21 protein-coding genes and 1 tRNA gene are annotated in these 23899 nt (G+C 65.6%); 11 read left to right on the top strand and 11 right to left on the bottom strand.

Annotated elements, in window-relative coordinates; translation table 11 throughout:
• Positions 1-54: 54 nt before the first annotated feature.
• Entirely contained in the window at positions 55-1308 is a 1254-nt protein-coding gene (locus L880_RS0112765) for a branched-chain amino acid ABC transporter substrate-binding protein (protein WP_027476010.1), read from the top strand.
• A 21-nt stretch (positions 1309-1329) separates the two neighbouring features.
• On the opposite strand, the gene L880_RS0112760 is transcribed toward L880_RS0112765, so the two are convergent.
• Entirely contained in the window at positions 1330-2196 is an 867-nt protein-coding gene (locus L880_RS0112760) for a transporter substrate-binding domain-containing protein (protein WP_027476009.1), read from the bottom strand.
• 132 nt (positions 2197-2328) lie between these two features.
• Here L880_RS0112760 and L880_RS0112755 point away from each other — a divergent pair, with 132 nt between their 5' ends.
• Both L880_RS0112755 and L880_RS0112750 read left to right on the top strand, forming a co-directional pair.
• A complete protein-coding gene (locus L880_RS0112755; protein ID WP_027476008.1) occupies positions 2329-3315 on the top strand; it encodes an MBL fold metallo-hydrolase in 987 nt (328 codons plus the stop codon).
• 53 nt (positions 3316-3368) lie between these two features.
• Positions 3369-4271 (top strand): polysaccharide deacetylase family protein, encoded by a 903-nt coding sequence (locus tag L880_RS0112750; RefSeq protein WP_157462840.1) that lies wholly within the window; start codon positions 3369-3371, stop codon positions 4269-4271.
• Between the two features lie 13 nt (positions 4272-4284).
• Here L880_RS0112750 and L880_RS0112745 read toward each other — a convergent pair whose 3' ends face one another.
• On the bottom strand, positions 4285-4533 hold the full coding sequence (locus tag L880_RS0112745) for a hypothetical protein (RefSeq protein WP_027476006.1): 249 nt from the start codon (positions 4531-4533) through the stop codon (positions 4285-4287).
• 87 nt (positions 4534-4620) lie between these two features.
• Complete coding sequence (locus tag L880_RS0112740) at positions 4621-5472, bottom strand: SDR family oxidoreductase (protein WP_027476005.1); 852 nt, start codon at positions 5470-5472, stop codon at positions 4621-4623.
• 90 nt (positions 5473-5562) lie between these two features.
• Here L880_RS0112740 and L880_RS0112735 point away from each other — a divergent pair, with 90 nt between their 5' ends.
• A complete protein-coding gene (locus L880_RS0112735; protein WP_043329359.1) occupies positions 5563-5979 on the top strand; it encodes a winged helix-turn-helix transcriptional regulator in 417 nt (138 codons plus the stop codon).
• A gap of 110 nt (positions 5980-6089) precedes the next feature.
• Here the strand turns inward: L880_RS0112735 and L880_RS0112730 are convergent.
• Positions 6090-6166, bottom strand: a tRNA-Met gene (locus tag L880_RS0112730).
• A 199-nt stretch (positions 6167-6365) separates the two neighbouring features.
• Between L880_RS0112730 and L880_RS0112725 the strand changes: the two genes are divergently transcribed.
• The gene (locus tag L880_RS0112725; RefSeq protein ID WP_027476003.1) at positions 6366-7049 is read left to right on the top strand and encodes a glutathione S-transferase family protein; all 684 of its coding nucleotides are present in this window, start codon (positions 6366-6368) and stop codon (positions 7047-7049) included.
• A 5-nt stretch (positions 7050-7054) separates the two neighbouring features.
• Complete coding sequence (locus L880_RS32340) at positions 7055-7489, top strand: lysozyme inhibitor LprI family protein (protein WP_211245314.1); 435 nt, start codon at positions 7055-7057, stop codon at positions 7487-7489.
• A gap of 19 nt (positions 7490-7508) precedes the next feature.
• Here the strand turns inward: L880_RS32340 and L880_RS0112715 are convergent, their stop codons facing one another.
• Together L880_RS0112715 and L880_RS32335 are read right to left on the bottom strand one after the other, a co-directional pair.
• Entirely contained in the window at positions 7509-8780 is a 1272-nt protein-coding gene (locus tag L880_RS0112715) for an FAD-binding domain-containing protein (protein ID WP_027476002.1), read from the bottom strand.
• Positions 8777-9436 (bottom strand): LuxR C-terminal-related transcriptional regulator, encoded by a 660-nt coding sequence (locus L880_RS32335; protein WP_051443277.1) that lies wholly within the window; start codon positions 9434-9436, stop codon positions 8777-8779. Before L880_RS32335 ends, L880_RS0112715 begins: the two co-directional genes overlap by 4 nt.
• A 19-nt stretch (positions 9437-9455) precedes the next feature.
• Here L880_RS32335 and L880_RS0112705 point away from each other — a divergent pair, with 19 nt between their 5' ends.
• From L880_RS0112705 to L880_RS0112685, 5 genes are all read left to right on the top strand, one after another.
• The gene (locus tag L880_RS0112705) at positions 9456-11339 is read left to right on the top strand and encodes a sensor histidine kinase (protein WP_169737754.1); all 1884 of its coding nucleotides are present in this window, start codon (positions 9456-9458) and stop codon (positions 11337-11339) included.
• A 112-nt stretch (positions 11340-11451) separates the two neighbouring features.
• On the top strand, positions 11452-12615 hold the full coding sequence (locus L880_RS0112700; protein ID WP_027476000.1) for a hypothetical protein: 1164 nt from the start codon (positions 11452-11454) through the stop codon (positions 12613-12615).
• Positions 12616-12629: 14 nt separating this feature from the next.
• Entirely contained in the window at positions 12630-15272 is a 2643-nt protein-coding gene (locus L880_RS0112695; RefSeq protein ID WP_027475999.1) for an RND transporter family protein, read from the top strand.
• Positions 15269-16075, top strand: a complete 807-nt coding sequence (locus tag L880_RS0112690) for an outer membrane lipoprotein-sorting protein (RefSeq protein WP_027475998.1) — start codon at positions 15269-15271, stop codon at positions 16073-16075. Before L880_RS0112695 ends, L880_RS0112690 begins: the two co-directional genes overlap by 4 nt.
• A 2-nt stretch (positions 16076-16077) precedes the next feature.
• On the top strand, positions 16078-17328 hold the full coding sequence (locus L880_RS0112685; protein WP_043329357.1) for a hypothetical protein: 1251 nt from the start codon (positions 16078-16080) through the stop codon (positions 17326-17328).
• A gap of 138 nt (positions 17329-17466) precedes the next feature.
• Here L880_RS0112685 and L880_RS0112680 read toward each other — a convergent pair whose 3' ends face one another.
• The 5 genes from L880_RS0112680 to L880_RS0112660 all read right to left on the bottom strand — a co-directional run bounded on the left by L880_RS0112680 (position 17467) and on the right by L880_RS0112660 (position 23892).
• On the bottom strand, positions 17467-18054 hold the full coding sequence (locus L880_RS0112680; protein WP_027475996.1) for a TMEM175 family protein: 588 nt from the start codon (positions 18052-18054) through the stop codon (positions 17467-17469).
• Between the two features lie 48 nt (positions 18055-18102).
• Positions 18103-18921, bottom strand: a complete 819-nt coding sequence (locus tag L880_RS0112675; protein ID WP_027475995.1) for an EAL domain-containing protein — start codon at positions 18919-18921, stop codon at positions 18103-18105.
• A 427-nt stretch (positions 18922-19348) separates the two neighbouring features.
• Positions 19349-22129 carry a restriction endonuclease gene (locus L880_RS0112670; RefSeq protein WP_027475994.1) on the bottom strand — a complete coding sequence of 927 codons (2781 nt, stop codon included), beginning with the start codon at positions 22127-22129 and terminating at the stop codon, positions 19349-19351.
• Complete coding sequence (locus tag L880_RS0112665; protein ID WP_027475993.1) at positions 22126-22809, bottom strand: DUF4276 family protein; 684 nt, start codon at positions 22807-22809, stop codon at positions 22126-22128. The genes L880_RS0112670 and L880_RS0112665 overlap by 4 nt, the downstream gene beginning before the upstream one ends.
• Positions 22810-23892 carry an AAA family ATPase gene (locus tag L880_RS0112660; RefSeq protein ID WP_027475992.1) on the bottom strand — a complete coding sequence of 361 codons (1083 nt, stop codon included), beginning with the start codon at positions 23890-23892 and terminating at the stop codon, positions 22810-22812.
• Between the last annotated feature and the right edge of the window lie 7 nt (positions 23893-23899).

Below are 23899 nucleotides of genomic sequence, written 5' to 3'. Positions count from 1 at the left end.
CTGTCAGGCCTGGATTCCCACAACAAACAGCGCCTCGGCGCCCCTGGAGACCTCATGACCCTGTTCAAGCCCTCAACCCTGCGCCGGCGCGCCTGGCTGGCCGCAGCCCTGCTGGCCGCCACCGCCCAGGCCGGTGCCGCCGAGACCGTGCGCATCGGCTTCATCGACCTGCTCTCGGGGCCTTTTGCGCTCACCGGGCAAAGCTCGCTCAAGCAACTGCGCGAGGTGGTGCAGCAAGTCAATGCCAAGGCCGGTCCGAACGAGCCCAGGTTCGAGGTGGTCGACTTCGACAACAAGGGCTCGCCCCAGGAGAGCCTGAACGTGCTCAAGGCGGCCACCGACCGCGGCATCCGCTACATCACCCAGGGCGGCGGCTCGGGCGTGGCGCTGGCCCTGGTCGACGCACTCAACAAGCTGGCCGAACGCGAGCCTGAACGCGCCACGGTCTACCTGAACTACGCCGCCATGGACCCGCTGCTGACCAACGACAAATGCAGCTTCTGGCACTTCCGCTTCTACCCCTCGAGCGAGATGAAGATCGAGGCGCTGACCACCTACCTGCAAGGCCGCAAGGACATCAAGAAGGTGTACCTGCTGAACCAGGACTACACCCACGGCCGCCAGGTGTCCAAGGCGGCGCGCGAGTACCTGGCGCGCAAGCGCCCCGACATCCAGATCGTGGGCGATGACTTCATCCCCATCGCCCAGACACGTGACTTTGCCTCGTACGTGGCCAAGATCGCCTCGAGTGGCGCCGACACGGTGATCACCTCCAACTGGGGCAGCGACCTGACCCTGCTGTTCAAGTCCTCGCGCGACTACGGGCTCAACATCAACTACTTCACGCTCAACGCCAACAACCCGGGCACCCCGGCGCAGCTGGGCGCCTGGGGCGAAGGCAAGGTGGGGGTGGTGTGGAACTGGGTGCACAACGCGCCCACGCCCGAGCTGGAGAAGATCTACGTCGACTACAAGAAGAAGTACAACGACGAGTTCATCTTTGCCGCCCACTGGAACAGCATGAACATGCTGCGCGAGGCCATGCGCAAGGCCCAGTCCACCGACGCGAAAAAGGTGGCCCTGGCGCTCGAAGGCATGAGCTACAAGAGCCCCATGGGCGAGGTGAAGATGCGCAAGACCGACCACCAGCTGGAGGCCCCGCTGTACCTGGGCATCTGGGCCAAGCAAGGCAGCAAGGGCGTGAAGTACGACGCCGAGAACACCGGCTACGGCTTCCGCTCGGAAGTGGCCTGGGATTCGTACATCAGCGCCCAGCCCACCTCGTGCCAGATGAAGCGGCCCGGTTGAGGCGCGCTCTCGGCCCCCGCCTCAGGGCCGGGCGGCCGGCGCCACCGCGGCCCCTTCGATGCCATGGCGGCGCAGGCTGTCGGCCACAAAACCCGAGGCCTTCATCTCTTCAATGAAGGCGCTGAGCCAGGCCTGGGCCGCCAGGCGCCCCTTGGGCACGGCCATGGCCTGCTCGATCACCATGAAGCGGCCCGGCAGCAGACGCAGCGCCGGCGCGCCTGTTGTTGCCAACCGGCCCATGTCGGCCTGCAGTTGCTGCCTTACGCCGGCCGCCACCTCCAGGCCTTCGGCCAGAAACTGATCGACCACGGCGGGTGAGGTGGGGGCACGCACCAGCCGGGCCTGCTGCAGGGCCCGCGTGAGGTACAGGTCGTAGGCACTGCCGCGGCCCACCACCACGCGGGTGCCGGGGCGGTCCACCTCGTCGTTGCGGGTGATTGGCGAGTCGGCCCGCACCAGGTAGGCGCCTTCGATGATCACGTAGGGGGCTGTGTAGTCCAGGTCGGCGCCGCGCACGGGGTCGATGGCCACAAAGGCCAGGTTCACCTGGCCGGCCCGCACCGCCTCGACCGCCCGGCCCGCCGCTTCCAGCTCGACCCATTCGATGGGCAAACCCAGGCGCCGCCCCGCCTCACGCGCCAGATCGACCGACACGCCCTGGGGGTCACCAGGCCGATCGCCCCGCGACGCCAGGATCGGGTTGCCCAGGTTGATGGCCACGCGCAGCCGCCCTTCCGTGGACAACTCGGCCCGCGCCGCGGCGGTCTGGGCCTCACCGGCACGGGTCGCACAGCCCGCCAGGGGCAGGCCGAGCGCAAGAGCCCCCAGCAGGTCACGGCGCCGGATGGGCAGGGCCCCAGGCTGGGGCGGGTGGGTGATCGGGCGCATGCATTCTCCTGGGTCAAGGCAAGCCATCGTCGTCACGGGCCCATCCCCTGTCAACCGCAGAGCCAAAGCGCACAACCCAGCAAAAACAAAGCGCCCATGCAATACTTTGAAACACCAAACAGGAGACAACCCATGTTCAAGACATCCCCGCTTGTGAGCACCGCGCTGGCCCTGGCCTTCAGCTGCGGGCTCGGCACGGCAGCCGCCCAGAATGGCAAGGAAAGCGTCAAGGTCACGCCCCTGGGCGGCATCGCGGGCGAGTTCTGCCCGCAGGATCGGGCCCTGGTGTTCGAAGACCCGAACGGCACGCGCATCCTGTACGACCCGGGCCGCACCGTGGCCGGCGCCAACGACCCGCGCCTGGGCAAGATCGACATCGTGCTGGTCACCCACCTGCATGGCGACCACGTGGGCAATGCACACAACAAGGCCCCCAATTCGGGCAGCTGCGCCCAGCCCGATGTGTCGGTATCGGCCTTGCCCGCCACCAGCGCGGTGGCGATTGCCGTGGCCAAAAAGGCCAAGATCGTCAGCGGCAGCGAGATGCCAGCCTTTTTTGCCGCCAAGCTGCGGGCCAACGGCGGCGACCCGGCCAATGCGGTGCTGGCCCGCTTCGGCGGCAGCGTGACGGTGGGTGGCGTGCGCATTGCCACCGTGACCGCCCTGCACAGCAATGGCGTCGACCCCGACTACATCGGTGGCGAGCTGGGCAAGGCCATGAAAGAGGCCGGCATCGCGGGCGACGCCGGCCCGGCCACCGGCTATGTGCTCACCTTCAGCAACGGCCTGGTCACCTACCTGTCGGGCGACACCGGCATCCTGGCCGATCATGAGCGTGTGGTGCGCGATCACTACCACGCCAAGCTCGCCGTGATGAACATGGGCGACGGCTTCACCACCGGCCCCGCCGAAGCGGCCTATGTGATCAACGACCTGGTCAAGCCCGCCTCGGTGATCCTCTCGCACGCCAACGAGGTAGGCACGGTGGGCGGCAAGGTGCGCCCCGGCAGCAAGACCGAGGCGTTTTTGAAGGCCAGCAAGGTACCGGCCTATGTGCCGCTATCGGACAGGACGCTGGAGTTTGATGCCGGCGGCCTGTGCACTGCGGGCTGCTCCTGAGCCTGCCCGGGGGTATGGGCAACGCGCTGGCAGCCGGCCGCTAACATGCCGGCATGCCATTCCAAACCCTGCCAGACCCTTTGAACCGGGCGCTGCTGCTGACGACACTGCTGCTCAGCCCGGTCGTCTTCGCCCACGCCGCAGAAGAGACCTTGCCCGCTGTGGCCCCCGCCCTCCATGCCCCCGCCGATCAGGGTGCCGGCGAGCACCGGGCGGCCATACGGGCCAACCGGCTGCAACACCTCAGCGACCGCATCAACGGCGACCCCCAGGCCTCACGCGAGCATTGCCGCTACGAGTCTGAGATCACCAGCCCGCCCCCCCTCCAGCGCGTGGCGCTGACCTTTGACGACGGCCCCGAGCCCGGGCAGACCGAGCACATCCTGGAGGTGCTGGAGCGCCACCAGGTGCCCGCCACCTTCTTCATGATTGGCGAGAAGGCCAAACGCCACCCCGAGTTGGTGGCCGCGGTGCAGCGCTCAGGTCACCACCTGATCGGCAACCACTCCTGGAACCACCCCAACTTTCACACCATCGCGGTCGATGTGCAGGCCCGCGAGGTGCGCGACGCCGAGGCTGCGTTGGGCACCGCCCTGAACCCCAAGCTGTTTCGCTACCCCTATGGCAACTCCAGCTGCGAGACCAACGCGCTGCTCAAGACCGAGGGCTACCAGACCGTGGGCTGGCACGTGGATTCGTGCGACTGGGCGTTTGACGCCAACGGCGGCGTGGACAGCAAGGAAGCGCTGGAGTGCGGCGTGCTGCCGGCCTACCGCAAGGACTACGTGGGCCATGTGCTGTCGGCGCTGCGCGCGCACCGGGGCGGCATCGTGCTGATGCATGAGATCCACCCCAACACCCTCAAGTCGCTGGAGGCGATCATCGAGGCCTTGCTGGCCGCCGGCTACACCTTCGGCTCGCTCAAGGACGAGGGTTTTGCAGGCTCGCTGCGCTGAGGCGGCCCAGCGCTCAAGGGGCCGGCTCGCGCCCCAATGCGGCCTCGAACAGGGCCAGCTCTTCGTCCAGGCTGCCCCGGCTGCGAAAGTGCCGTGCCGCGCGGTCGTACCAATTCTCGGCATCCTCCAGATCGCCCTCCTGAAGGTGCAGCAGGCCATGCAACCAGGCCGCCAGCATCGAATCGTCGTGCTGGATGCGGTCATGCGCCTCGTTCCAGCGGCCGGCCTGCATGAGGCTCAGGGTGTGGCGAAGGTCGGACATGGGCGCGGGCTCCTGGTGGCGGGTGGACAACAGGCATTTTGAGCGCCAGCGGGCACCCCCCACAAGGCCCACCGGCGCCCCTGAAGATCAGGCCAGGCTGGCGCGCAGCTGCGTGGCCAGGGCCGCCGTGGGGCGCCCGATCAAGCGGCCGAGCTGGCCGCTGCCATCGTACAAGCCGCCCTGGGCCGCACCGGCGTCCGAGTTGGCCAGCAGCTCGGCGATGGGTGCCGGCAGACCGGCCTGCAGCAAGGCGCCTTTGAAGTCGGCTTCGGGCAGGTTCACGTAGGGGATGGTCTTGCCCGTGGCCTGGCTGAGCTCGGCGGCCAGTTCGGCCAGGGTGTAGGCGCTGTCGCCGGCCAGCTCATAGACCTTGCCGGCCTGATCAGCCTGGGTGAGCACGGCTGCCGCCGCGTCGGCGTAGTCAGCCCGCGCGGCCGAGGCGATGCGCCCCTCGCCCGCGCTGCCGATCAGGGCGCCGTGGGCCAGGGCAGCCGGCACGCTGGCCAGGTAGTTCTCGGTGTACCAGCCGTTGCGCAGCAGCACGTGCGGCAGGCCCGAGGCCTTGAGGGCGCGCTCGGTGGCCAGGTGCTCGGCCGCCAGGCCCAGGGGCGAGGTGTCGGCCTTCAGCAGGCTGGTGTAGGCCAGCAGCTTGACACCGGCGCGCACGGCCGCATCGATCACGTTCTGATGCTGCGGCAGGCGCTGGCCCACCTCGCTGGAGGAGATCAGCAAGACCTTGTCGGCACCCGCGAAGGCCGTGTCCAGCGTGTCGGGGCGGTTGTAGTCGGCCTCGCGCACCTGCACGCCCAGGGCGGCCAGGGCGCCGGCCTTGGCGGGTTGGCGCACCGCCGCAACGATTTGCGAGGCGGGCACGCTGCGCAGCAGCGATTGAATGACGAGTTGGCCCAGTTGGCCGTTGGCGCCGGTGACGACGATCATGAGGTGCTTTCCTGTGGTTGAAAAAGAGAGGAGCCGCTATGATTGCGATGACACTAACTTTTCGCAAGTACGCACAAAAAGGTAAGCACCATGAACACCACACGCCCTGAGGACATCCCCTTGGCCGGCTCGCTGGCCGAACGCCTGGCCCGAGGCGATGTGTTTGCCGAGGCCTGTCCCTCGCGCGAGGTGCTGCGCAACGTGACCAGCCGCTGGGGGGTGTTGATCCTGGTGGCCTTGCGCGGGGGAACGCATCGCTTCAGCGACCTGCGGCGCAAGATCAACGGGATCAGCGAAAAAATGCTGGCGCAGACCCTGCAAACGCTGGAGCAGGATGGTTTTGTGCTGCGGGTGGCCCACCCCGTGATCCCGCCGCATGTGGAATATTCGCTGACGCCCGTGGGGCAGGAAGTGAGTCAGCGGGTGGAAGACCTGGCCGACTGGATCGAGCGCAGCCTGCCCATGATCCTCAGTGCGCGCGAATCGGCGCAAGCCAAAAGCCTCTGAAACCCCGAACCCTGGGGTGCTGGCCTTGCGTGTGGGCCGCGCACAAAGCAAAACGCCCACTGGACAGTGGGCGTTGGCTACAAGCCTCCAGGGCTTGGGGACTTGGGTATTGGTTGCGCGGGCAGGATTTGAACTTGCGACCTTTGGGTTATGAGCCCAACGAGCTACCAGGCTGCTCCACCGCGCAGACGAATCATAACAGTGTTCGGAATATGAAATTCTATTGATAGAAAAATAAGTTTTAAAAAAGCGGGCGCAGCACCCGACGGGCTTTGCCATGCTGAGACACAGCCCGCCTCAGGAGCGATGACAATCGCGCCGTGGTCGGCGGCTTGAGGCGAAGCGCCCGACCCAGCCGCCACCCCACAAACCACCCCTGGAACCGCATGATCACCGTCCACCACCTCGAAACCTCGCGCTCGCAGCGCGTGCTCTGGCTGCTCGAAGAACTGGGCCTGCCCTACCAGATCAAGACGTACAAGCGCGACCCCAAGACCCGCCTGGCGCCGCCCGAACTCAAGGCCATCCACCCGCTGGGCAAATCGCCGGTGATCACCGATGGGAACATCACGGTGGCCGAGTCCGGGGCCATCCTGGAGTACCTGGCGGAGCAGTACGGCCAGGGCCTGGGCGGCGAGTTGGCCGGCCTGGAGCCGGCCCGGGGCACCGAAGAGCACCGGCAATGCCGCTTCTGGATGCACTACGCCGAAGGCTCGTTGATGAACTGGCTGGTGATGAAGCTGGTGTTCATGACCATCCCGACCCAGCCCATGCCCTTCTTCGTGCGCCCGATCGCGCGCCAACTCTGTGCCAAGGTGCAGGCTGCGTTGATCGACCCCAATGTGGACACCGCCATGGCCTTCATGGACAGCCACCTCGCCACCCACACCTGGTTTGCCGGCCCCGCGCTGACGCTGGCCGACTTTCAGATGAGCTTTGCCGTCGAGGCCGCCCTGTCGCGCGCCGGCAAGGCCGACCGCTACCCGCACCTGGCGGCCTTCCGCCAGCGGATGAACGCGCGCCCGGCCTACCAGCGCGCCATCGCCCAGGGCGGACCGGTGGTGATGTGATGGTCATGAAGCCCGCATCGCTGGCCAGCCTGGCCCTGGTGCTGCTGTGCAGCCTGGCCGGGGCCCAGACCACGGCCCCACCCAGCAGTCAGGCCGCGATGGAAGCCGAGGCGCTGAAAAACTGCGACGCCAACCAGATGAGCCTGAACCTGTGCTCTTTTCACCGCTACAAAAAGGTGGATGCCGAGCTGAACCGGATCTACCAGGCGCACCTGGCCCGCATGTCGTCCAAGGTGGATGTGCAGCGCTACCGCGAGGCCCAGCGCGCCTGGCTGAAATACGCCGAGGCCGACTGCCTGTACCGCAACGGGCCGCGTGAAGAGTCGGGCACGATCTGGCCCCTGCTGCAAAACACCTGCCTGAGCGAGCACACCGAGGCCCGGCTGCGCGTCCTGCGGCAACACTTCAGCTGCACCCAAGACGGCTGCCCCGGCAACTGAGGCGCGCGGGCGAGGCCCTTCAGCCCTGGCTTTGGCTCAGCAGATCGGCCGCGCTGTCGAAGCCCTTGGAGGCACGCGTCCACCACTGCGAAAACGAGGTGCAGGCCCGCTCCACCCGCGGGAACAGCCTGGGCGCGGGCAACGCCTGGGCCCACTGGCCGAGCCAGGGCTGCAGATGCGGCTCGGCCACGCTGCGCACCCTGCGTGCGGCGGCCAGGGCGCGGCCCACCGCCTCGGCATCGCCCCACCAATGCAAGCCGGCCAGCTCAGCCAGGCGGGTGCCGACAAAACGCCAGCGCGCCTCGCTCCAGGGCCAGGCCTGGTGAAAATCGGCCAGCCACAGGCCGACCACCACCGTGTCAGCGGGCAGATCCGCGGGCAAGGCCCCGAGCTGCCAGGGGTGCACCAGCCAGACTTCGCGCCCCGCCACGTCGGCGGCCTGGGGCGGGCGGGCCCCCAGCCAGTCGGGTGGCTGGCTGGACAGGGCAGGCTCGGTGAGCACAGGTGCCAACGCAGCCGCTGGCACCACGGCACCGGGGCTGCGCGCCATCCGATCCAGCGCTTCGTAATCGGTGTCGATCACGCTGCCCTCGCTGTGCCAGGCGGCGGGCGCAAAGCGCGCCACGTTCTCGGCGTTGAACACATAGGGCTTGCTGCTGCCCGTGCCCGCCACCCATTGCCAGCTCAGGTGGTTGCTGGCCAGGTCACCATCGAGCAGATGGGCATACAGCCAGTCGGCCCCCGCCCGCCAATGCACCTTGCGCACGTGCACCACATAGCTCGCCAACCACATGCGGGCGTGGTTGTGCAGGTGGCCCGTGGCATAGAGCGCCTGCACGGCCCGGTCCACCACGGGCACACCGGTGCAGCCCTGTCGGATGTCAGGCGGCAACTGGGGGGCGTAGGCCTCGTCCGGCAAGGGGCCGGGGTGCAGCGAGCGAAAAATGCCTGCCCCCTGCTGCGCCCAGACATGGCGACCGAACTCGCGCCAGCCCAGCTCGTAGACAAACTTGTGCTGCACGGCCATCGGGTGGTGCTGGTGCACGCCCGCCAGCACCTGCGGCAGGCTCAGCAGACCATGGGTGATGTAGGGCGACAGCCCGCTGACGGCCCCGTCCAAGGCATTGCGGGTGCGGGCATAGGCCGCAGGATCGAGCGCAGCCAACCGGGCCCAGGCCTGGTCCAGGGTGGGCAGGGCCACCGGGTGGTGGGCCGTGGTGGCGCCCGCCCAGGGCTGGGCGACAGGGGCCGCACCCTCGTCGTGCGGCGCCGTTTGATGCCATCGGGTCATGGCAGGCCCGCGCCGTCCGGCACGGACTCCGGACGCTCTTCAAACAAACGCAGCTCATGGACCTTGCGCACCAACTGGGGCGCACTGCTGACGCCCATCTTGCGCATGAAGTTCTCGCGGTGCTTGTCCACGGTCTTGGGCGACAGCGACAGCAGCTCGGCGATCCCGGCATTCGACATCCCGTCGTACACCAGCTTGAGGATCTGCATCTCGCGGCGCGTCAGTTCGACCTCCTGCTGCGCCATCAAGGCCTTCACCTCGGGGGGCAGCACCCGCCGCCCCGCCAGGACCTCGGTCAGACAGCGCTGCAAGGCCTGGGCGTCCAGGGCCTTGAGCAGCACCGCATCCGCCCCCAGCTCCACCAACTGGCGCAACACCCAGGGGTTGGCCGCCCCGGTCAGCATCACCAGGCGCATGGCGGGATGGCGCTGACGCAAGTACATGGCCAGCGCGGCGGTGTCGCCACCGGGCATGTGGTAGTCGAGCAGCAGAAGATCAGGCTGATGCTGCTGCACCAGCGCCTTGGGCGTTGAAAGATCCCCTGTCTCCGCGACAATGCGCACGCCGGGCATGGTGCCCAGCAACAACTTCAAACCCTCGCGGAACAAGGTGTGGTCATCAGCGAGCAGGAGTGTCTTGGGAACAGTGGCGGACATGGCACGACGTTGGATTCAAATGACTTTGCTCGCCTTGTGCGCGGGCCTGATCGGGGGCTGGGCCGGATTCTACAAGTCGGCTGCCGCCGCGCCGGCCGGCCCCACGGGGCTGAGCAGCGCGGCGCCGACGCCCTGCCGCCCCGCCGTGGGCGCGCAGGTGCTGGCACTGGCCGGGTGCCTTCAGGACTTGCCCGCCGCTGGCGGACTGCGCCACGAGCGCGTGTGGCTGGTCAACGATCAAGACCGGCCGCAACACGCGGTTCTGCACCTGGGGGTGCCTGATGTGCTGGCCCTGCGGGTCACCCAGCGCGATGCCACAAGCCAGCAGACGCTGGTGGACCAGGGCCCCACGGCAGGGTTTGCGGACCGACCGCTGCTGCAGCCCCAGTGGCAGCTGCCCCTGACCCTCACGCCCGGGCGCCACCTGATCGAGCTGGACTACAGCCTGCACGTCAACGGACGACTGCAGCTGCAACTGCTGGACCCGGCCACGGCCCAGCGCCAGAACACCCTGGAGCATCTGCTGCACGGCATGGTGCTGGGCATCATGCTGACCTTGCTCACCGTGGTGTTCGTCTACCGCTTTGTCGGCGGGCCGCGGGCCTATCTGGCCTATGCCGCGCTGGTGTTCAGCGAGATGTGCCTGGTCTCGCAAACCAGTGGCTACGGCTTTGCCTACCTGTGGCCCGAATCGCCGCGCTGGAACAACGTGGCGCCCTCGCTGTTCGCCCTGTTGTGCCTGGCCAGCCACGCCTTGTTTGCGGTGCACTTTCTGAGGGTGCGCCAACGCTACCCCCGCCTGTACATCGTGCACCTGGGCGGGCTGATCCTGATGGCGGCCACCCTGCCCTGGATCCACCGCCCCCAGATCGAAGTCATGCTGATGGTCTGGGCCAGCGCCTATGGGGTGCTGGCCCTGATCACCGCCACCCTGGCACTGCGCGACCGCCTGCCCGGGGCGCGCCTGTACCTGCTGGGTTCAGCCTGCCTGGTGCTGTTTGGCTTTGCGCTGTTCCTCATGGGCATCATGGGCCAGAACCCGCTGCCCGGCGTGAACTTCTTCCACTACCCCAAGTTCGGGCTGCTGCTGGAATGCAGCTTCTTTTCGGTGGCCCTGGTCAACCAGGTGCGACAGGCACAACGCCACCAGGCCGAAGCCCGCGTGCGTCGCCTGGCCGAAGCCGAGGAACTGCTGCGCGCCGAGACCGAGCGGCGCAGCGCGCTGCAGCACGCCCAGCGGCAGGGCCTGCAACTGGCCAGCGCCAGCCACGATATTTCTCAGCCCCTCGGGGCCCTGCGCCTGGCCATCGGCGCCCTGCAAAACGAGCCCCAGGCCGAGGGCATCGCCCAGCACCTGCATCGCAGCCTCGACTATGCCGAGTCACTGCTGCGCGGCATCATCGAGGAAACCCGCGACAGCCTGCCGGAACCGCCCGAGCACATTGAACTGGGCACCTTGCTGGCGGAGCTGGTGCGCGACCACCGCGACCAGGCCCAGGCCCGCGATCTGCAGCTGCGCTATGTCGACAACCGCATCGACATCGACGCCTCCGCCACGGTGCTGCGTCGCATCCTGGGCAACCTGATCAGCAACGCCTTGCGCTACACCCCACCCAAGGGCCGGGTGCTGCTGGGGGCTCGGCGCCGCCCGGGTGGCATCGAGATCCAGGTGCTCGATACCGGGCCGGGCCTGCTGCCCGCCGACATCCAGGCGCTGCAGGCGCCCTTCCGCCAAGGCCGGCACGCGGCACCCGAGGGCCACGGCCTGGGCTTGTTCATCGTGCGCTCGCTGTGTGAGCGCAGCGGCTATGGGCTGCGGGTGCGGTCGCGCTTGCGGCAGGGCAGCTGCTTCGGCATCTTTGTGCCTGAGGTGCCGGAGCGCCACCCGCCCGAGGCCCACTGAAAACTACGGTCAGCACCGTATGGGAAGGCATCTGTGCCTTTTCTAGCATGGACACCATGGGTCAGCCGACACATTCCCAAGGGGAATCGACGGACCCGAAGGAACCCAGCCCATGCTCAGCACACTCTGGCGCGCCGCACTGGCCGCCGCAGACCACCGCAAGGCCTTGCGCCTGTTGACCGACCGCCCCGGCCTGGATGTGGCCTTCATCACCAACATCCGCGACGAAGCCGAGCGGCGGCGCTTCTTCCCCGCCGGCTCACCGGCCCATCGGCACGCCAGCGGGCCCCGCGTCTACCTTGGTGATGTGGCCGGGCAGGTGCGCGGCATCCCCTTCACCGCCGCGCAGATGTACGACCGCGAGGACCGCAAACGCGCCAAGAAGGTCTTCATCGATGCCGTGGCCTGGTCCCAGGACCAGGGTGCCCGGGTGGTGCTGCTGGCCGCATCGACCAAGCGCCTGTTCGGCCGCGACGGCGCCGAGCTGCGCGAGCGCTTCCCGGAGCTGCTGTTCACCATCGGCGACAACGGCACGGCCCACCTGCTGTGCCAGGACGTGGCCCGGGCGATTCGCCGCGCGGGCCTGGTGCGGCCCCGCATCCTGGTGATCGGGCCGTATGGCATCCTGGGCGCTGCGGTCTCGCACGAGCTGCAGCGGCAACGCCACGACGTGGTCGGCTATGGGGCCAACGCCTCTCTTCTGACCCAGTTCTGGGCCGAGACAGGCATCAACGTGACCAGTGACCTCGAGCAGGCCGGGCATTTCGATGTGGTGGTCGCCTGCACCCACAGCGCCGAGTCGAAGCTGGACCCCGCCACGGTCGAGCGCCTGCGGCGGCCCCACCGACGCCTGCTGGTGGTGGACGTGGCCGAGCCGGCCAACCTCGACGCCGAAACACTGGCCCGCTGCGAGGGCAAGGTGGTGCGACAGGACGCCGGCAACGGCCATTCACCACATCTGAAATACGTGCTGGGCCCCCTCAGCTGGAACAAGCTTCACCTGTCGCAAGGCACGGTCTTTGGCTGCTTTGCCGAGGCCATGTCACTGTTCCATGCGGTGTACCGCGAGCACAACCCCAGCGCCCTCACCCGCGACTGGTTCGAGGTCTCGGACAGCAACATGGCCCTGGTGCGCGAGGCGTTCCAGTCGCTCGAGCTGGGCCTGCCGGCGCCCCATTGCTTCGGCCACCTGGTGAGCGATTTCGGGCTGGAGCTGGGGCGTGCGGCGGGCCAGGGATTGGGCACCCAGGGCCTGGGCGCCGCATCCTCCACCTGAACCGGGCATCGATCATGGACCTGAAGCTCAACCCGACAAGAGCGCGTTGGCTGGTCGCGCTCGCGCTGCTGATCACCCTGGTGGGCGCCTGGCTCAACCTGCATGTGCAAAGCGCCGGCATCGTGCAGGACGCGCTGCTGGACAGCGACAACCGCTACGAACGCTGGCAGCGCGAGGCCGCCACGCACCCGGAGCTGACCCAGGGCGACACGCTGTCCTTTGTGTTGGACTTTCCGCAGGGCATCGACACGCAGGGCCTCGGCCAGATCATCCGCATGAGCCAGGAACTGCGCACGCAGTTTCCCGAGGGCGTGGTCTGGAGCCTGGCCAGCAACAGCGCGGACTATCGGGTCGACACACAGGACGGCAAGCCCACACTGGAGAGCCGCCCGCACCTTTCGCAGGCCCTGCTGGACTCGCAAGGGCAGGTGCCGGCCGGCTTTGACCTGGCCGGCTGGAAGCGCCAGGTGCAGCAGGACAGCTCGGTGTACCCGGTGCTGGTCGGCCCTGGCTTCGATCATGCGCAGATCATTGTCTTTCTGCCGCCCGACTACAGCGAGCAAGGCATTCTGGAACGGTGCGCGCGCTATCTGGAGCAACGCGACACCCCCACCTGGCAGTGGATGCTGTTCAAAGGCGATATCCGACCAGCGCCCGCCTACGCCAATGTCAGCCTGGGGGGTTGGGCCGTGGCCCGCGGGCTGATGCACTACGCGCTGATCTCGGACGTGCTTTTCTACTCGACCCTGGGCCTGCTGATTGCCACCCTGGCGGCGGTGTTCTCCCTGGGCTCATGGCGCCAGGCGGTGCAGGTCAGCGCTGTGATCCTGATGTCTTTCGTGCTGGTGCGCGCCGCCATCCCGGTGATGGACTGGATGGGGCTTCGCTTTCAGGGCCTGCCGGTGCATGAACGGGTCTATTTTCTGCTGGTGCTGTCGGCCCTGATCGTGTCGGGCATCTCCTTCAACGTGCGCGCCTTCGAGGCCTACAACGATGCCTGGCGCGAGCGACCCGACACCCCGCCGGCCGAGCTGTGGCGCCAGGTCGGCACGGGCTTGCGCGGCAAGTTCAATGTGGTGGCGCTGATCGCCTTCCTCAACTTTGCCACCCTGCCCCAGATCGGCATTCGCGGCATCATGGAAGTGGGCGTGCTGTCTGCGTTGGGCATTGCCTTGCAACGCCTGCTGGCGGGCAACGTGCTGCCGGCCTTGCACCTGTGCGTCGGCGGGGTGCCGGACGAGCTGGGCCGACACCACTGCGGGCACTCTGGCCAAGGGGGCCGGCTGGGGCGACCGGGCCGACTTGGCGCGTTGCACGGCCGCTACCTGCTCGCGATCGACTGGCTGCCCCAGGCGGCCTGGCGCCGGATCGCCGCCCTGCACCCCCGGCAAAGCCTGCTCGTCTCGCTGGGCCTGAGCGGGCTGGCCCTGGGCTGCGCCCTGGGCATCGTGCTGCACGATGTCAGCCACCCCGCCAGCCCCTGGATCAAGGTGCAGGAGCGGCCGATCGACTACCTGCCCCACACCATTGTTGACCGGGCACGGGCCATGCTCAACCGGCCCGGTGGCGCCGGCTTCGGACGCCTGTCCTACCTGGTGCTGCCGCGCCACGCCCAGCCCGGGCAGGCCCCCGTCGAGGACCCGGTCTTTCTCGCCCGGGCCTTCGAATTCCAGCAGCGGGTGGCGGCCCTGCCCGGGGCCATGCCGGTGCGCTCGGTGCTCGACAAGCTGGGCCAACTGGCCGAACGCAGCCCCGACGTGCACGCCGCCTTGCCGGCCAACCGGGCCCAGGCCCACGAACTGCTGCAGATGATCCGCTGGGATCTGGACGACGACAAACTGGCCGGCTACTTCTGGTCGGAGCAAGGCCTGGTGCTGTATGCCGCCCATGCGGCAGACAACTCCCGCGACCTGCGCGACTTTGCGGACGCCACGATGGCGCTGGCCGAAAAGGACTTTGCAGACCTGCAGGTGCTGCCCTTCGGCCGCCTGCACACCTACCACCAGACCGACCAGTACATCAGCCAGGGCAAGCCGCTGAATGTGCTGACCTCCTTCCCCCTGGTGCTGGGGGTGTGCCTGATCTGGCTGGGTTGGCGCCAGGCGGGCCAGCGCAAAAGCCTGCCGCCAGGCGCGCGCACCCTGGCCCCCCTGCGCAGCGCGCTGGCCATCAGCCTGCCCTTTGTGTTTGCGTATTCGGTGGTGGTGGTGCTGATGGCGCTGTGCCAGATCCCGCTGGACCAGGCGAGCGCCTGCGCCACGGCGCTGGGCATCAACGCCGCCATCGACTTCGACATCTATGTGGTGGACGACTTCGCGCACCGGCTGGGCCTGGGCGAGACGCCGGATGAGGCGCTGCACTATGCCTTGCATGAGCGCGGGCGCGTCACGCTGATCGATGCCCAACTCAATGCGGTCTGCTTCAGCTTTCTGCTGCTGTCACCCTTTTTGCCCATCCAGAGACTCGGCCTGATGATGATCGTGCTGCTGATCGCCTGCGCCTTCGGCGCGCTCTTTCTCATGACCGGCGTGCTGCGCAGTTGCGTGGAAGCCAGGTCCACGCCGAGCGACACCGACGCCCGCACAGCCGTCGCCACATCCTCCCTCACCTCATCCCACACCTCCTCCCGCACATCTTCCCAGGAGCGACCGACATGACCCCTCGACAAGCGCTGCACCCCCTCTGCCGGCGGGCTGGCAGCCTGCTCTGCCTCAGCGGCCTGGCCTCCCTGGCCTGGGGCACGACGCCCGATCCTGCCCAGCTGATCGCCCAAAGCTGGAGCCTGTACCGCAGCGGCGTGCAGACCGAGGTGGAGCAGATCCGGGTGCGTGTGGAGCGCCCCCAGCGCCAGGCCGAGCTGAAATCATTGCTGCGGTGGACCCGCTTCTCCAGCGAGGGCGACAAGGTCCGGGTGCAGTTCACGGAGCCCGCGCTGGACAAGGGTCTGGGCCTGCTGGTGCTGCGCCAGAGCAAGGGCGGCAGCACAGGTGCCCAGATGTGGCTGCGCATGCCCAGCTGGCCCCAGGCCCGACGGCTGAGTGGCGACCGCGAGAGCCGCTACTTTGGTGGCACCGACCTCACGTTCGAAGACAACCGCCAGTTGCTGGGTGAGGCTGTGGCCGACTTCGACTACCAGATGCTGAGTGCGGAGCCCAACGGCTGGCGGATCGAGGCCCGCCCCAAACCCGGTGTGCTCAGCGGCTATGGCAAACGGGTCATCCAGCTGACGCCCGCCTTGGCGGTCGAACGCATCGAGTACCACGACACCCAGGGCCGCTTGTTGAAGGTGCAGCGCCACCCCCAGCTGCAACTGGATGGATCGGGCCGCTGGCGGCCCCTGCAGGTGGTGATCGAGAACCTGCAGGAGGACCGCCGCACGGTGATCGAGATCGGCCAGCGCCAATTCGACCCCGCCACGGGCCCGAGCCGTTTCAACCCCGAAGACCTGGGCAACGATTGAACATGAACCCGCGTCGACAAACCTGGGGGGCCTGGCGCCTGAATACCTGGGTGTGGGCCTGTATGTGGGCCTGGGTGTGGGCCTGGGCGCCCGAGGCGGCGGCAGCCGCCGGTGCCGATGCCGATACCGGCCCGTGGCAATGGTCCAGCGATGCCCGCAGTGAAACCCGCCTGGGGCTGGCCTGGCAAGGCCGTGCCAGCGATGAGGCCGAGACCCGCTGGCAACAGCAACTGAGCTGGAAGCAGGCCGACGAGCAGCAATGGCATCTGGAGCTGGACGGGCTTTGGCGTGCCCGTGGCGTGGAAGAGGTCCGACTGGGGCAGGCGTTCTACCGGCATCGGCAAGGCCCCTGGCAATGGACCGTGGGCCGCCAGATCCACGACTGGAGCGTGACCGACACCGTCTCACCCAGCGACCTGCTGAACCCCCGCGATTGGCGCGATCCGACCCGTTCGCGCAAGCTCGCGCTGCCCTCCCTGAGCCTGCGCCATGCACAGGCCGGTCAACAGCTGGAGCTGGTGCTCAGCCCCGGCGCCACGGCGTCCCGGCTGCCCGACGGCGTGTGGGCGCCCTCGCTGCCTGCGGGCCTCAATCTGCTGCCGGTGCAACACCCCTCGCAGGCCCAGCTGGGTTTGCGTTGGTCGGGCCAGGCGCTGGGCGGCGACACCAGCGTGGTGCTCTACCACGGCCACAGCCATGCGCCCACCGCGGTGTGGGCGCAGACCGACACCGGACTGCCCGCCCTGCAGCCGCTGCAGGATCGCCTGAACGCCCTGGCACTGGGCCATCTCCGCGAGCTGGGCACGCAATCGCTGCTGCGCCTGGAATGGGGCCTGCACCATGCCCGGCGCAGCGACAGCTTCAGCCAATGGGTGGCGGGCATCGAACAGACCCTGAACGGCCCCGGAGACGATGCGCTGCGCCTGGTCCTGCAGTGGCAGGGTGAATACGCCGTGTACCGGTCACGCGAGGCCCCCGAAGGCTGGTGGGACTTCAGGCGCCTGTTCAACCACCAACTGCTGGCCCGCGTGCAGCAACAGACCGACGACCCCGAGGCCTGGCGACTGAGCCTGGAGGGCAGCTGGAAGCCCGGGGAGCGCCAGCGCTTCATCCGGCTGGAGGCACAGCGACGCCTCAGCGTGCAGCTCGAACTGACCCTGGGCGCCGTGGCCATCGCCGGGCAGCCGGACACCTTCTGGGGTCAGTACCGCCGCCTCAGCCGCTGGACCGCCGGCCTGCTGTGGCGGCTTTGAAGCCCAGCCGATGTTCGACCGGACCGGCGGCGTCAAGGCTGAAGGGCCTGCCTCAGCTCGTCGACCCAGCACGTCCCCCTTCAACACGTTCCGGGTGACATGAGGCACCCTGCCCGTGGTCTTGCAACGAAGCCGGTGTCACCCAGCGTCAGCGCGCCCTGCCGCGCGCTCGATGCGCCTGTCCGGCACCAGCCACATCAGCGCCACCAACACATACATCAGCTGACCCAGTGGCGGCTTCACACAGGTCAGCGCCACACCGCAGAGATAGAGCACGGGCGACGCCTTGCCCTTCAAATCCCTTCCGATGGCCAAGCGCAGCAGGGAGTGAGGCCCTTGCGACGCAACAATGGTCTGCTGCAAGACATAGTAGGCCAGCGCCGCCACCAACAGCACCACGCCGTAGACCGCCGTGGGCAGCGCAGCAAAATGGTTCTCGCCCATCCAGCCCGTGGCCCATGGCAGCAGCGACAGCCAGAACAGCAGATGCAGATTGGCCCAAAGAATGGGCCCGGTCACACGCTCACAGGTGTGCAGCATGTGGTGGTGGTTGTTCCAATAGATGCCGACGTAGACAAAGCTCAACAGATAACTCAGAAACACCGGCAACAGCGCCAGCAGCGCCTCGGGCGTCGGTTCATGAGGCACCTTGATCTCCAGCACCATGATCGTGATGATGATGGCGAGCACGCCATCACTGAAAGCTTCCAGACGGGTCTTTCCCAAGGTACGTTCTCCTTTGCGGGGTTCTGCCTGAGCTTTCTCTGCCCGCCCTCAACGGTAAGTGCCAGGATCGACCGCCGCGATGGCTCGAAAGGCAGGCCGGGCAAACAGATAACCCTGCATCAGCTCAATGCCCTGGTCAAACAGGAAGTCTCGCTCAGAGGGTGTTTCAACACCCTCTGCAATGAGGGTGATGGACATCTCCCGGCACAGGCTGACCAGGCTGCGAACAATCGCCTGCCGGGCGGGATTGCCGTCGACGCCGCGGATCAGGTCCATGTCGATCTTGACCAGATCCGGCTGGAAGTCTGCCAGCAGCTTGAGCCCGGCATAGCCCGCACCAAAGTCATCGATGGCCGTCTTGAAGCCACAGCGTTTGTACTCGCGAAGAATGCTCGCGAACCAGGGGCCGTCCTCGATCCGTTCGCCCTCGGTCACCTCGAAGATGATGTGGTCCAGCGGAAAACCATGAACCCGGGCCGCCTCCAGCGTCGTGCGGATGCAGACCTCGGGCTTGTAGATGGCGTTGGGTAGAAAGTTGATCGATATCGGCTCTTGGATTCCAAGCTCTTTGGCCCCCTTGATGGCCTTCACGCGGCAGGCCTGGTCAAAGCGGTACCGGTTCACATCATTGACCTTCGCCAGAACGCTGGCAGCACTTTCACCATTCGGGCCTCGCACCAAGGCTTCGTGCGCGAACACGGCCTTGCGTGCCAGATCGACGATGGGCTGATACGCATAATCGAAAGCAAACCCCACGCCCTCGCCACGACCACAGTCCTGGCAATCTCGAGCACTGCCACTCAAGGGGACGAACGTTGCCGGGAAAGATCGGTTCTGTCCGTGGTGGGGAGAGGTCTCAGTGGACATGATTGGGGTGGCGGGGCAGCCATGAGCTTGGAGATTGAAGCGCCACCTGAGCGTCCCGCATTCGCGGTTCTACCACGTTCCAATTCGATCTACCGCCGAAGTTTTTTGACTGGCACCCAAAGTCCTCTCGCGAGTGCTCACACGCAACAGGGAAATATCCGGAGGCGCGTGGCGGCTCCACCCTGCAAGCTCGCCAGGCCCAAGCCCAGGCCGCTCTCAAGATCAACAAACCAACCATCGACGCTCGATTGACCCTGTTGTAGTGCCAACCAGAAAGGCCACCCCTATACAGATCAAGCACTTACGACGCTTGGTGTCGAATTGCGGTGAACAAGATCGCCCGCTTGCGGCTATGTTCAAGGTCGAATGTTCGCAGTCAGAGGCCGAAAACTTCAGTTCACCTGGACATCCCCCTGAAAACCCACACTCAAACAAGCAAGTCGGTGAGCGTCGTCAGCACCTTGAACTGCACCTGTTCAAAATTCTTGAAGTGGCGTCTTCCGCACTCAATGCGCAAGTCTTCAATCGGCCTCAACAGGTCAAGCTGAACATGGTCCCCGGCCCCTGTCTTTTTGGTCTCTGCCACGAAATACAAGGTTTTGTCATTGCGGTACGCCAAAGCCCAGTCGGGGTTGTACGAACCCACGGGCGTTTCAATCCGGAACCAGCTCGGAAGCTTGATGTAGAACAGCACATCATCGTTGTCCTCGCAGGCCTGTGCGAAGGCACGCTCTGGCCCCGAGTTCGAGTCGATGACGATATGGGAGAACAGCGTCTTCTCTTGCTTCTCCACTGCGCGCGCATTCGACTCGAAAACCTCCATCAGGTCGTCTCGCTCGAAGCGACGCATCTCGTAGACCGAATCGTCCAGCTTGACATACTTCACGCCGCTTTCATCGGAGCCATCACCGTAGACCAAAAATTCGCGCTTGACCGCGTTGGTGATCTCTGAGACGTGATCGATGAACACCTGCGGGTTGTTCACCGCGTCTCCCAAGCGGCCTGTTTCAAGCAGGATGTTCGCCACCGTGGATTTCGCCAGTCCCGTCTTGGCCTGCACTTGCCCGACAAAGTCAGGCATCACATATTTGGCTTCTACCGTCTGGGTACGATACCCGGTTTGCTTGCCCACCACGCCGCCCGAGCCGATGGCAATGTCTGCGCGTGTCAGCGCGACCTTGGGCCGCTCGATGACAGGCATCTTGGCCTGAATGCGGCTGGCAGCCTTGGCAACCAGCTCTTCGGTTTTATAGGTCACGCTGTAGCGGGTACGAGTGTGAATCTGCTCCCATAGCGCAAGAAACTGCGGATCGGTATCAAACCCCTTGCGCAGGCGCACGGTCACCTTGTCGCGCTCGTTCTTGATCATCTCGCGCTTGAATCTCACGCCCGCCTCAACCATCTCGGTCTGCAACTGGTTGGCAAAGTCCTCATAGCTTTCGTTGGCGATCACGGTCAACCGATTGATGGCAGGGTCGCGCACGCGCTCGCCCTCCTGGTTCACTGCCAGGCGAAGGCCACGCCCGATTTCCTGCCGCTTTTTAATTTCAGAGCTGGACTCGGCCAGCGTGCAAATCTGGAACACGTTGGGGTTGTCCCAACCCTCGCGCAGCGCGGAGTGGCTGAAGATGAAGGCCAGCGGTTCTTCGAGACCCAGCAAGCGCTCCTTGTCACGCATGATCAACTCAAACGCACTCGCTTCAGCATCGGCGTTGGTCTTGCCGGTCAGGGTCTCGAACGGCGATACGGCCCGCTTGTCTTGCGAGAAGTAGCCGTTGTGTACCGTCGAGGCCTCAGCACTGAAAAGGCCCGAGAACTCATCCTTGGCCTGGTACTGCGCATAGATTTCCTCAAACCATGTCGCGAATTTGCCTTTGGCTGTTGCGCCATCCTCGCCATACACCCGGTAGTTCGACACGCGGTCAATGAAGAAGACCGACAACACCTTGATTCCCATGGGGTGCAGTTTCTTTGCCTTCTCAAAATGACGGCGCACCGTCGCCTCAATCTGCAAACGCAGGATGGCATCGGTCAGCGCGCCATGCGGACGACCCAGGGCCACGCGCACATCGTTGGCAAAGGTCACAAAGCCCTCGCCCGCATCAATCTCGTTGACGATAAACCCGTTGCGGTAAATCTCTCGCTGGTTGGAAAGCGTGTAGAGGTCGTCTCCGTTTTTCACGGTCACCGACTTCTTGGCCGGCCCTTGCGCTTGGTTGACCCAGATCGAAATTTTGGCCGACACGCTGCGCTTACCCGTCTTGAAGCCCTCGACCTCAATGAACGCCTGATTGGCGTCCTTCAGCTCGATGACCGAATCCACCCCGATCTGCTTGACCAACCCCAATTCGTAGGCGCGCACGGGGTCCAGTGAATAGATCAGGTTGTAGGCGTTGCGGTGCGTGGCCGAATAGCGCAGCGTGCAAAGCGGGTTCAGGCGCGCCAGGGCCTGCTTGCGAATGTCGGTTTCCAGGTTCTGCGGCTCGTCCACGATCACCAAAGGGTGCGCAGCCTGAATGAACTCAATGGGCTTCACGCCCGTCTCGCGCATCTGGTTGATGACGTTGCCCTTAGTCTTCTTCTTGGCCTTGCCGCTTGCGGCGTCGTCGCTGGTGTCGGTCGAATCCTTGGCGAAGGCGTCGATGTTGATGACCAAAATTTGAATCGCGTCAGACAGGGCAAAGTTGCGAAGCTGGTTCACCTTGCCCGAGTCGTACACCATGAACTCCATGCGCTCATAGCCGTACAGCGTCTGGAAGTGTTCGCGGGTGATGTTGAGACTGGACAACACACCCTCGCGGATCGCCACAGACGGCACCACGATCACGAACTTTTTAAAGCCATACGTCTTGGCCAGCTCATGCACCGTGCGCAGGTACACATAGGTCTTGCCCGTGCCAGTCTCCATCTCCACCGTGAAATTGGGGAAGCTTCCCACGGGCCCCCCGTTGTCGAGCGTCATGGTCGCCAATGCACCCGATGGCTCAAGCCCGTGGGTCTTCTGCACGGCGTTGAGGTTGGCCAGCCACTGCTTATCGCCAATCACTCTGTGGTTGGCAATGCCGGTTTCACTCAACGCCAGGCTGGACAGCTCGTCCTCGCGCGTGACAGCGGCTTGCGAGGCGTCTGGTTGGCCTTCGAACAAAGCCACCACGGCACGAATCGCCTCCAGTTGGTAATCCTGATTGGCGTCAAATTGCAATTTCACGGGTGATTTCCTCCCGAGTTGCGCAGCGCCGCCACCCACAGGCGAAAGTGCGGGCACTCCCGCTCCATGGCGGCCAGCGTGACTCGCTCTGCGGCCAACGGGCCGTGCCGGGTTTTCTTGTAGCCAGGTTGTAGCAACTGCTCCAGTCGCCTTGACGGCTTGGTCTCAATGCTGTTGTTGATGTGTTCTGGCGTTTCAAATGCGGCCCGCACGGCTGCCAATTGGACGCCCCCCGTTTGCCAACCCGGCTCAGTCTGAGACAGGGCCTGTGTGTCAGAAAACAGCAGCCCCTCGAACTCGTAGGGCTGGATGTGCGCAATGAAGCGCTCCGGCCTGCAACCCACATAGGCCACCAGTTCACGGTGAAGTGCCGCGTTGAGGTGCGTCACCCGGCTTGACAGATCGGGCTTGCTCTTGGCTTGCTCAAAGCCGGGAAACGAGGTGTCCAGCCCATACAAGTCCAGAAGCGTGGTGAGCACGGCGGCAGGATGTTGGCGCAACGTGTTGCGGGCGTTGAACTTCAGGCGGTCAAAGTTGATGGCGCCTCCCCGCGCCTCTTGCGAGGTCTTGAGCATCTGCGGCTTCAAGAACACTTGCAGGGGCCGCAGCGCAGGCGCCACCACCCGTTTGATGAACTGCTCTTCGGTCGGGCCTTCGGCGAAAACAATGACTTCCACCATTCACGGCCTTCCGCCCAACACATTGCGCTTCCACAGCTCGCCCATGGCGTACTGCTCCAACCAACCCGAAAGCTCGTCCTGGGTGAAACGCTTGAAGGTTGATGCGCCGTCCACCTGGTCAACCACAATCACATCAGCCGGCGTCAGCTCGTTGAGCAATTCCACCGATTGGGTGGACACGATCAACTGCCGCTTCTCGGCCACCTGTTTGAACATGTCAGCCAGCACGGTGATGGCATAGGGGTGCAGGCCCAGTTCTGGCTCATCAATGAGCACTGTCTCGGGCAACTTGTACCAAGGCTGCAGCAGCAGCGTGGCCAGGCAAATAAACCGCAAACTGCCGTCAGACAACATGTGCGCCTTGAACGGCGTGTCTGGGTTGCCCTTTTGCAGCCACTCCAGCTCAATGGTTTCCGAGTCGCCTTCGCGGTGCACGAAATCGTCAAAAAACGGGGCCACCAACCGAATGGTGCTCACGATGTTCTGGTATTCAGGCTCGTGATTTTCTTTCAGCAAACGCAAGTAGGCGGCCAGATTGGCCGCGTCCGGCTTCAGCCGCAGGTTGTCATTGACCGCCTGCTTCTGCTTGACCTTGGCCCGCTCGCTGGTGTCGTGGAAGTGATAGACGCGCCAGTTGGTGACCGACGAACGGACATAGGGCGAAAAACTGTCCGTGGCCGTCTTGAGCTTCGACTCTTCGTGCCCCGCACCCAAGGGTGCGCTGTAGGAGCCTGGATACTTGCTGCCAGCAAACCAACTTTGCTCGCTCTCGAAAACCAGCCTGTTGTCAAACGTGGGCACCAGATCGAACTTGTAGCCGTTCTGCGCAAAAAAGAACTCAACGTGCAAGCGCTCCGTTCGCCCACGACCACCATGCAGCAATGCGTCGGGCCCGCCTTGCGTCTGCACATAGAGCTGCAAGCGCTCTTCGACGATTTCACCCAGCAGCCGAAACAAGCCAATGAAGTTGCTCTTGCCTGCGCCGTTGGCACCGATGAGCACGTTCAAATCGTTCAGAGGAAACGCCTTCAGTTCCCGGATGGACTTGTACCCCGAGACCGTGAGCGAACGAACGCTAGACATGGTGCCG

Origin of the sequence: Curvibacter gracilis ATCC BAA-807 (assembly GCF_000518645.1) — a bacterium.
GTDB lineage: Bacteria > Pseudomonadota > Gammaproteobacteria > Burkholderiales > Burkholderiaceae_C > Curvibacter > Curvibacter gracilis.
This window is presented reverse-complemented; position numbering and strand designations above follow the sequence as displayed.